Source organism: Bacteroidota bacterium (genome assembly GCA_030706565.1).
In the GTDB taxonomy this organism is placed as follows: Bacteria; Bacteroidota; Bacteroidia; order Bacteroidales; family JAUZOH01; genus JAUZOH01.
The window spans coordinates 1-9284 of record JAUZOH010000131.1 but is presented as its reverse complement, the minus strand read 5'-3'; the positions used below and the strand labels follow the sequence as shown (position 1 = coordinate 9284).

7 protein-coding genes are annotated in these 9284 nt (G+C 42.0%); all 7 read left to right on the top strand.

All coding sequences use genetic code 11. The features are described 5' to 3' along the window. Positions 1 to 357: 357 nt before the first annotated feature. Entirely contained in the window at positions 358 to 1089 is a 732-nt protein-coding gene (locus tag Q8907_08420) for an NUDIX domain-containing protein (protein MDP4274286.1), read from the top strand. Between the two features lie 46 nt (positions 1090 to 1135). Further along, complete coding sequence (locus Q8907_08415) at positions 1136 to 2626, top strand: FGGY family carbohydrate kinase (protein MDP4274285.1); 1491 nt, start codon at positions 1136 to 1138, stop codon at positions 2624 to 2626. A gap of 96 nt (positions 2627 to 2722) precedes the next feature. Then, on the top strand, positions 2723 to 4051 hold the full coding sequence (gene xylA / locus Q8907_08410) for a xylose isomerase (protein ID MDP4274284.1): 1329 nt from the start codon (positions 2723 to 2725) through the stop codon (positions 4049 to 4051). Positions 4052 to 4183: 132 nt separating this feature from the next. Then, entirely contained in the window at positions 4184 to 5788 is a 1605-nt protein-coding gene (xylE, locus tag Q8907_08405; protein MDP4274283.1) for a D-xylose transporter XylE, read from the top strand. Positions 5789 to 6182: 394 nt separating this feature from the next. Further along, positions 6183 to 7592, top strand: coding sequence for an anthranilate synthase component I family protein (locus tag Q8907_08400; protein MDP4274282.1), 1410 nt, complete (start codon positions 6183 to 6185; stop codon positions 7590 to 7592). Positions 7593 to 7620: 28 nt separating this feature from the next. Further along, the gene (locus Q8907_08395; GenBank protein ID MDP4274281.1) at positions 7621 to 8190 is read left to right on the top strand and encodes an aminodeoxychorismate/anthranilate synthase component II; all 570 of its coding nucleotides are present in this window, start codon (positions 7621 to 7623) and stop codon (positions 8188 to 8190) included. A gap of 71 nt (positions 8191 to 8261) precedes the next feature. Beyond that, positions 8262 to 9254 (top strand): anthranilate phosphoribosyltransferase, encoded by a 993-nt coding sequence (trpD, locus tag Q8907_08390; GenBank protein MDP4274280.1) that lies wholly within the window; start codon positions 8262 to 8264, stop codon positions 9252 to 9254. Positions 9255 to 9284 lie beyond the last annotated feature (30 nt).

Below are 9284 nucleotides of genomic sequence, written 5' to 3'. Positions count from 1 at the left end.
ATTTGATTTAAGTTTCGCAAGTAATATAAAGGGGTTATAACAGATTTCTCTGTGGCACTCTGTGTTAAAACTCTGTGGTTCTCTGTGTAATAAATCGATACAATAACACAGAGGTACACAGAGAAGACACAGAGGAATATTGTTCATTATTTCTATGTGACATGATGAATAATAAATCTCAGTTGTTAAATTTTATTCTGTTCAGGGAGATATTTACTTGCGAAACTTTAATATTTGATTTTAAACTCATTACTAAAAGCAATAAACGGTTGAAAAAAAAATCAACATATTTAACGTATTTTTTACGCTAAGTTGATTTTTTATTTCATACCTTTCGATTATAATTTTTAGAATGAAATGGTGAGAATATTAAATCCCCACATATCTGTCGACTGTGTGATTTTCGGCTTCGATTACAGGAACTTGAAGGTTTTACTGGTTGAAATGAACGATGAAAATATTGCCGGGTCGACGCATCATTCCCTGAAACTTCCCGGCGACCTGATTGCTGAAAATGAAGGATTGGAAGAAGCAGCAGCCCGCGTTTTATGCGAACTGACCGGACTTAAAGATATTTACCTGAAACATTTCAATGTTTTCGGCTCGCCTGGCCGTATCCAGGAAGGACCGGACCTGGAATGGCTGCGCAAAACATCAGGAATGCCTGTAAAAAGGATTGTCACCGTAGCTTATTACGCTTTGGTGAAAATTGAAGAAAGCAATACGGATTCTTACGAATTCAAAACGCATTGGCTGAATGTAAATGATGTACCTGCTCTGGCCTTCGACCACAATGAAATTTTAGGATCAGCGCTAAATTCTTTGCGCATGCAAATCCGCACAGAACCTCTGGGATTTGAATTGTTGCCGCAAAAATTCACCAAGCGCCAGTTACAGCAAATCTATGAAGTCATACTGGGCGTTAAGCTGGATAACCGCAACTTCAGGAAAAAAATTGCAAACCTCAAATATATAGTTTCACTCAATGAGAAAGAAAAGGATGTTTCGCATAAGCCTGCCCTGCTTTACCGGTTTGACAAGGAACTTTATATGAAAAACCGTAAGGATAATTTGGGCTTTGTCATATAAAATATTAAAATTCAGAATATTATTAAAAACTTAAAAAACTAAAACGATGTATTTACTGGGTTATGATCTGGGCAGTTCTTCGGTAAAAGCAAGCATTATCGATGCTGAAAAAGGCAGTGTCGTTGCTTCGGCTTTTTATCCGAAACGTGAAATGGAAATTATTGCTGTTAAAGCTGGATGGGCGGAACAAAAGCCCTCGGTATGGTGGGAAAATCTAAAACTGGCTACAGCCGCCGCCCTGTCAAAAGCAAAAATTGATGCGGCAGATATTCAGGCCATTGGCATTTCCTATCAGATGCACGGGCTGGTGGTCGTTGACAAGGACCAAAAAGTTCTGCGCCCTTCCATTATCTGGTGCGACAGCCGTGCCGTGGAAATTGGCGACAAGGCCATAAAAGAAATAGGCGAAAAGGTTTGCCTTGAAAATTTGCTCAATTCTCCAGGCAATTTCACCGCCTCAAAATTGAAATGGGTAAAAGAAAATGAACCGGAGGTTTATTCAAAAATATATAAAATCATGCTTCCTGGCGATTACGCAGCCATGAAGATGACCGGTGAAATAAACACCACTGTTTCCGGACTTTCTGAAGGTATGTTCTGGAATTTCCAGAAAAATGAACTGGCCGATTTCCTTTTTAACTATTATGGAATAGACCGTGAATTGATTGCCCCTATTAAACCTACTTTTTCTTTTCAGGGAGAACTGACAGCCCAGGCTGCCAAGGAACTGGGCCTGCATCCCGGCATTAAAGTTTCCTACCGTGCAGGCGACCAGCCCAACAATGCTTTTTCACTTAACGTTCTTAATCCCGGAGAAATTGCCGCTACTGCAGGAACATCAGGCGTAGTATATGGGGTAAGTGATGAAATTAAATATGATGAGTTCTCAAGGGTCAACACCTTTGCCCATGTCAACCATGGTGATAAAGATACCCGTTTGGGCGTACTGCTCTGCATCAACGGAACAGGCATACTCAATTCCTGGATGAAGCACAATCTGGGGGGTTCACAAATAGATTACGAAGGAATGAACGAGCTGGCTTCAAAAGTTCCGGTAGGATCAAAAGGATTGACAATACTGCCCTTTGGAAACGGCGCCGAGCGTATGCTTAAGAATAAAAATATAGGCTGCCACATCAACGGATTGAATTTCAACATGCACAATGAAGCCGATATGTTCCGCGCCGCCCAGGAAGGTATTGTTTGCTCCTTCAAATACGGAATGGACATCATGTCATCCATAGGCATCAATCCTAAAGTTATCCGCGCAGGTAAATCAAACATGTTCCTGAGCCCTATTTTCAGGGATACCCTGGCAGGCATTACCGGATCTGTCATCGAGCTTTATGCTACTGACGGCTCGGTGGGTGCAGCAATAGGCGCCGGTGTCGGCATAGGTTATTACAAGAATTATAAAGAAGCCTTTGCAGGACTGAAAAAACTCGAAACCATTGAGCCCGATTTATCAAAACAGGATGAATACCTGACTTTGTATAACAACTGGAAAACAGCTTTGGAAAAAGCCACAAAAAATTAAAGAACCATAGGATTTATATATCTTATTGATTATCAATTATTTATATAATATTTATTTACAAACACAAAATTTAACTATTAATTTAAATCAAACATTATGAATTACTTAGTTGGAAACAAAGAGTATTTCCCGGGTATTGGGAAAATCAAATTTGAAGGCAAAGAATCAAAAAATCCATTGGCTTTCAAATATTATGACGAGAACAAAGTAATTGCCGGAAAAACTTTAAAAGAACACTTGCGTTTTGCTGTTGCCTACTGGCATACTTTCTGCAATGAAGGAAGCGATCAGTTTGGCCCGGGTTCAAAAACATTCCCCTGGCTTGCAGCTGCCGATCCAATCCAGCAGGCAAAAGACAAAATGGATGCTGCTTTTGAGTTCATCACCAAAATAGGTGCCCCCTATTTTTGCTTCCATGATTTTGACCTGGTCAATGAAGGGGAATCAATCATGGAATCTGAAAGAAGATTACAAGCCGTCATTGATTATGCCAAAGCGAAAAAGAAAGAATCAGGCGTTAAACTGTTGTGGGGAACCGCCAATGTATTCGGGAATCCCCGTTATATGAACGGCGCTGCAAGTAATCCTGATTTCAATGTTTTAACATGGGCTGCTACCCAGGTAAAACATGCACTGGATGCCACCATCGAACTGGGTGGTGAAAATTATGTATTCTGGGGCGGACGTGAAGGATATATGAGCCTGCTCAACACCAACATGAAACGCGAGCTCGAGCATATTGCCCGTTTCTTCGAAACAGCAAGGGAATATGGAAGACGTAACGGATTCAAAGGCCCCTTCCTGATTGAACCTAAACCCATGGAACCCACCAAACACCAGTATGATTTTGATACAGCCACTGTTGTTGGTTTCCTTAGAGAACACGGACTGGCCGGTGATTTCAAGATGAACATTGAAGTGAACCATGCTACCCTGGCAGGCCATACTTTCCAGCACGAACTGCAGGTTGCTGCCGATGCAGGCTTATTCTGCAGCATCGATGCCAACCGTGGCGATGCCCAGAATGGCTGGGATACCGACCAATTCCCTGTAAACATCTATGAATTGGTAGAAGCTTTGCTGGTGATCATTGAAGCCGGTGGTTTCACAACCGGTGGGGTCAACTTTGACGCCAAGACCAGAAGAAATTCAACTGATCTCGAAGACATCTTCATTGCACATATCACCGGTATGGATAATTTCGCCCGTGCCCTGATGGTTGCCTATGACGTTCTCGAAAAATCCGATTACAAGAAACTGCGTAAAGAACGTTATGCTTCTTATGATAACGGAGAAGGTGCCCAATTCGAACAGGGTAAATTCAAACTGGAAGATCTGAGGGAAATTGCCGTTAAAAATGGCGAACCTAAACAAATCAGCGGCAAACAGGAATTGTACGAATCATTCATCAATCAATACCTTTAATTTTCAAATAACGGCCGGTATTTTCATCCGGCCGTTACCTGCATTTAACATTCTTAATCCCGGAGTATATGGACAATTCATATTCCCGGGATTACTGTACCCTTTGAAAAATTAAAACCTAAACTCAAAACAATGTCAAATGATTCAATAAAAAAAAATAGTTTCTATATCATGGGCATCACCCTGGTGGCAACACTGGGAGGTTTGCTTTTTGGATATGATACTGCAGTCATTTCGGGAGCAGTAGGCTCTCTGAACTCTTTTTTTATTACCCCCTTATTTCATGATCAGGTACATGCCCTTTCCGTGATCTTTCAATACAGGATAACCGTATGCCTGGTGATGATCATATTAGGCACAGCCATCAGTGCCATCTTTTTTAAACTGTTTTCAAAAAAGAACGGATTAATCAGTACTATCCTGCTTTTTGCGGTTGGCGCCTTTTTCATGGTCAGGATGTTCCTTCAACCCCGGATACTTGATGAAGAAACGGCAAATTCGCTTAAAGGTTTCACCGTTTCAAGTGCCCTGATTGGTTGCATACTGGGAGGAACCATTGGCGGATTTGTCAGCCGCAACATGGGCCGTAAAAACGGACTGGTTCTTGCAGCCTGTCTCTTCTGCCTGTCGGCGCTGGGTGCTTCTATACCCGATAAAATGAATTTTCTTTGCATCGAAACCATTAATTCCTTTATCTTTTACAGAATAATAGGGGGCATAGGCGTTGGATTGGCTTCCATGCTCTCTCCTATGTACATTGCTGAAATTGCACCGGCCAATATCCGTGGAAAGCTGGTATCCTGGAACCAGTTTGCAATTATTTTCGGTATGCTGGTGGTTTACTTTGTCAACTATTTTATTGCAAAGCAAGGGGATACATCCTGGAACATTACCACAGGCTGGCGCTGGATGTTTGCTTCGGGTATGATTCCTTCCCTGATCTTCTTGATCCTGTTATTTTTTGTTCCCGAAACCCCAAGATATTTGGTGATGAAGGATAAACCAACCAAAGCCCTGGATTTGCTTAAAAAATTAAGCGGAGCTGAAGCCGCACAGTCTGAATTAGATGACATTAAAGAAAGCCTGAAGACCAAATCAGCGCCATGGCTCAGTTATGGCTTCCTGGTTATCCTGATCGGCATACTTCTGTCTGTATTTCAGCAATTTGTAGGAATAAACGTAGTCCTTTATTATGCCCCTGAAATATTTAAAAACATGGGGAGTGCCACCGATACAGCCCTTCTGCAAACCATTATTGTCGGCATAGTTAATCTCTCCTTTACGGTTCTGGCCATTGTTTCAGTCGACCGCTTTGGGCGTAAACCGCTGATGATCATTGGTTCTTTGGGTATGGCCGTCAGCATGTTCCTTTTGGGAAGCGCTTTCTTCACCCAGCACGTAGGCCTCGGAGCCTTAATATTTATGCTGATTTACATTGCTTCATTTGCCATGTCGTGGGGACCGGTAACCTGGGTATTGTTGTCCGAGATATTTCCCAACAGCATCCGCGATGCCATGAGTATTGCAGTTGCAGCCCAATGGATTGCCAACCTGGTTATTTCATGGACCTTCCCGATGATGAACGACAACACCTGGCTGACCGGAATATTCCATCACGGTTTTTCCTATTGGATTTACGGCGTAATGGGCATATTATCAGCCTTGTTCATGTGGCGGATGGTTCCCGAAACCAAGGGTAAATCTTTGGAAACCATGGAAAAACTCTGGAAGAAATAAAAAAAATCAAAAAACATTTTGGATTTATAAAATTTCTTCTTTCCTTTGAAGCAGAAATTTGAAAGAAAAATGAATACAAATCGTCTAAATAATTATTGGTGGTGGCAATTTACTTACAGTTTTTACCGTGAGGAAGGAAAGCTATCCTGATTATTCAGGCAAAAGATATTTCAAAGGCTTACCCAATCATGGTAAGCCTTTTTTATTTTATATTGGTTTTTACTTTAAAAAAATGAACAATTCGAACTTACATATTTGGTGGTGGCACAACTCAGGAATCAAACCGTGAGAGGGATAGCCATTGTCATAATTATAAGGCCTGCCGTACTCACGGCGGGCCTTTTTCTTTAAAATTTTCGCCGTAAATTTATTAATGAATTAAAATCAAATAAAAATGAAAAAATTCTCAATCAAGACCAATACCAAGCAGTTGCTTGCCGACACAACCACTCCTGTAAATATTTACCTGAAGGTAAGAGATATATTCCCCAACTCCATCATGCTGGAAAGTTCGGATTATCACGGCAACTCCAATAGTTACTCATATATATGCCTGAAGCCTGTAGCCGGCTTCACAGTCGAAAACAACCAGATTATAGAAGAATATCCCGATGGCGATTGTCTGAAAACTCCAATCAGTAAGGAAATTTCAGTTCCCGAAAATATGAATGCCTTTCTTTCAAGCTTTTCAAACAATGACCACTCTGAATATTCAGATATCAACGGACTTTTCGGATATACGGCCTATGATTCCATCCAGTATTTCGAGACACTGAAAATTCAGGCCCCTGCCCATAAAGATGAATATATCCCCGAAATGCGCTACCATTTCTATAAATTCATCATTGCCATCAACCACTTCAAAAATACCCTGACCCTGATAGAAAACATATTTAACGGGGAACAAAGTGAAATAGAGAAAGTTGAGTCCCTGCTGTACAACAGAAATTTCGGCATATTCGGTTTCAAATCCGACAATCACGAACAATCCAACATCACCGACCAGCAGTATATGGATATGGTTCAAAAAGGAATTGACCATTGCCATCTGGGTGATGTTTTCCAGATTGTGCTCTCGCGCCGGTTCTCCCAGAAATACAGCGGTGACGAATTCAATGTTTACAGGGCTTTGAGGTCTATCAACCCTTCGCCTTACCTGTACTACTTCGATTATGGAAGTTATAAAATTTTTGGTTCCTCTCCTGAAGTACAACTGGAAATAAAAGACGGCAAAGCTTATATCAATCCTATTGCCGGTACCTTCAGGCGTACGGGCGACGATGACAAGGATAAAGAACTGGCTGCCAAACTTGTACTCGACGAAAAAGAAAATGCGGAACATGTGATGCTGGTTGACCTGGCCCGCAACGACCTGAGCCGGAATTCAACCCATGTGAAGGTTGAAACTTTTCGCGAGGTTCAATATTATTCCCATGTGCTTCATTTGGTTTCCCGTGTATCAGGCGAGTTGCCCGAGGGTACCAATGTCATCCGGGTTATGGCCAATACTTTTCCTGCCGGAACACTTTCAGGAGCGCCCAAATACAAGGCCATGGAACTGATCAACAAATACGAAAACATCAACCGTAGTTATTACGGCGGCTGTATAGGATATATCGGGCTGAACGGCAATTTCAACCATGCCATTATGATCCGCTCCTTCCTTTGCAAAAACAATACACTCATTTACCAGGCAGGAGCAGGCATTGTAGCAGCATCCGATCCCAAAGGCGAATTAAATGAAGTAAATAATAAACTTGCTGCTCTGAAACAAGCAATTGTTATGGCAAATACCATTTCCTAATTTTACAAACGCGATAATAACTCAGAAAATGAAAATATTAGTTCTCGATAATTACGATTCATTCACCTACAACCTTGTCCATGCACTTAGGAAACTCACCAAGGATACCGTTGATGTGTTCAGGAACGATGAAATTTCACTGGATAAAATTGATGAATACGACAAGATTGTTCTTTCACCTGGTCCCGGAGTTCCCGCTGATGCAGGCATCATGCTGGATCTGATCAAACGGTATGCACAAACCAAAAGCATCCTGGGCGTTTGCCTTGGCCATCAGGCCATCGGACAGGCATTTGGCGCAGAACTGATCAACTTGCCCGATGTGTACCACGGCGTTGCTACCGATGTGAAAATTCTCAAGCTACAGGATACTTTATTCAAAGATATCCCCGCTTGCATCAAAGCCGGACGCTACCATTCCTGGATTATCAGCAACAAGGGCCTTCCCTCCTGCTTTGAAATCACGGCAGTTGACGATGAAGGACAAATCATGGCCATAAGCCATAAACAATATGATGTAAAAGGTTTGCAGTTTCACCCCGAATCCGTTTTGACCCAACATGGCGAAAAAATCATCGAAAACTGGCTGAACAGCTAAGGATTGAATAATCAGGCGAATGCGTAACCGACAAAATTTGAACACTGGAAAATTAAAATTGAAAAATCATGATAAAAGAAATATTAGAACAATTATTTGAACATCAAACACTTAATCGCGAAGAAGCCAAAGCTGCACTAACAGAAATAGCCAACGGGAAATGCAACAATTCGGAAATTGCCGCCTTCATTTCAGTATATTTAATGAGAAGCATAAAAGTAGAAGAACTGGCAGGTTTCCGTGATGCACTGCTTGAATTGTGCACCCCGGTTGATCTTTCGGATTTCAACACCATAGACCTTTGTGGAACCGGCGGCGATAAGAAAGACACCTTCAACATCTCCACCCTTTCCTCTTTTGTTGTGGCCGGTGCAGGAGGCAAAGTGGCCAAACATGGCAATTACGCGGTTTCATCAAACTGTGGTTCTTCAAATGTCATGGAAGCCTTAGGGTATAAATTTAAAAACGATGTCCCTAAGTTAAGAGAAGAAATGGAAAAAACGGGAATCTGCTTCCTGCATGCACCTTTGTTTAACTCGGCCATGAAGAACGTTGCCCCCATCCGCCGCGAACTGGGCGTAAAAACATTCTTCAACATGCTTGGGCCCATGATCAATCCCAGTTTCCCAAAAAACCAGATGGTTGGTGTTTACAGCCTGGAAATTTCAAGACTGTACAATTACATCTACCAGCAAACAAAGACCAACTTTATTATTCTATACAGCCTCGATGGTTATGATGAAATCTCCCTGACCGGCGATTTTAAAATCACCTCCCGGGAACTGGAGCAAGTGATGAGCCCGTCCATGCTGGGGCTAAAAACAGTCAGGCCCGAAGAACTTTACGGCGGCAAAACAGTGGACGACGCCACCAAAATTTTCATGGACGTACTGACCAACCAGGGAACAGAAGCCCAAACGCAGACAGTGATCGCCAATTCGGCGATGGGATTGAAATGCATCACCCCGTCAAAAAGTTTTGAAGATTGCGTGGGCGAAGCCAAAGAATCGCTGGAAAGCGGAAAAGCTTTAAATGCCCTGAAAAAACTAATCAGTTTGCAATAAACGCTCAAAAGCCAAAAAAATGAATATTCT